The 1,110-nt window shown below is 69.7% G+C and carries 1 protein-coding gene and 1 pseudogene; both read right to left on the bottom strand.

What is annotated here, in order from left to right:
- Window positions 1-205 precede the first annotated feature (205 nt).
- Window positions 206-760: an ECF-type sigma factor gene (locus FKP22_RS31270; RefSeq protein WP_231011087.1), complete on the bottom strand. Its 555-nt coding sequence runs from the start codon at window positions 758-760 to the stop codon at window positions 206-208.
- Between the two features lie 93 nt (window positions 761-853).
- Window positions 854-1,110 (bottom strand): annotated as a pseudogene (locus tag FKP22_RS31275) (hypothetical protein); the annotation flags it as partial.

Genomic DNA, 1,110 nt, shown 5'->3' on the forward strand with positions numbered 1-1,110 from the left:
GGTCTCGATGTCGGCCTGGCGGGCCAGCAGCGCGCCCAGCGCCTCACGGTGGGTGAGCCTTTCGCCGCTGAGCCCGGCCAGCCAGGCCTCGCGGTCCGGCGCGGGCAGGTTCAAGGCTTCGTCGAGCAACGCGCTGAGCGCGGACCACTGTGCCGCAAACGGGGTGAGCGGCTTCATGAAGGGGTCCTGATCGGACGCTGCGGCGTCAGCCCCGCAGCGCGTGCGCCAGCAGCAGCCTGGCCTTGTCCCAGTCCCGGCTCACGGTACGGCGCGACAGCCCCAGCGCCTCGGCGATCTCGGCGTCTTCCATGCCGCCGAAGTAGCGCATCTCCACGACGCGGGCCAGCCGCGCATCCACCGCGTCCAGGTCCTGCAGCGCGGCGTGCACTTCGAGGATCTCGTCGGCCGGATCGGCAATGCTGCCCAGCAACTCGGAGTTGAGCGTCACCTGCTGCACATCGCCGCCGCGCCGGTCGCTCTGCGCGGCGCGTGCGGCGTCCACGATGATGGAGCGCATCACGGCCGCGGCATAGCCCAGGAAATGCGCACGGTCGGAAGGGGCCAGTCGGTCCCGCTGCACGAATTTCATGTAGCACTCGTTGACCAGTGCCGTGGTTTCGATCAGGCCGTCCCGTGCGCCGCGCGACAGACGGCGGTGGGCGATCTGTCGCAGCTCCGGGTACAGCAACTCGAAAATTCGGTCGATGGCAGCGCGGTCGCCTTCGCGTGCGCGTCCGATCAAAAGCGTGACTTCTCCCATGCCGGCGTGTCTTCCACTTGTGGAAGCCGCATGGTATCGAAAACGATACGCGGCCCTGTTTCAGGCAGGGTTGCCCGGTCGTGCCAGCCAGGGTCATGCGTGGGCCGCAGTCCGCGAGGGCGCGAAAAGCAGTGGCACTGCGCAGGCGCTGGCGCAGGCCCACAGCAAGGCCCACGGCGCGCCGATGGGGGCGGCCAGCAGTGCGAAGACCGTGCCGAAAGCCGCCTTGCCAAACAGGCCGCCGACATAGCCGTGCAGGAAGCGCGCCGCTGCGGCCGGGCCGCTGGCCGAATGTTCGACCACCGCGACCGCCCCGCTGATCAGCGGCAGCGAGGCCATCAGCCCGGCGG

It is taken from the genome of Ideonella azotifigens (assembly GCF_006519715.1).
Lineage (GTDB): Bacteria > Pseudomonadota > Gammaproteobacteria > Burkholderiales > Burkholderiaceae_C > Ideonella > Ideonella azotifigens.

Bases quoted from the DNA above. Each gene is read 5' to 3' on its own strand.
- FKP22_RS31270 (WP_231011087.1), bottom strand. From the start codon at position 760: ATGGGAGAAGTCACGCTTTTGATCGGACGCGCACGCGAAGGCGACCGC.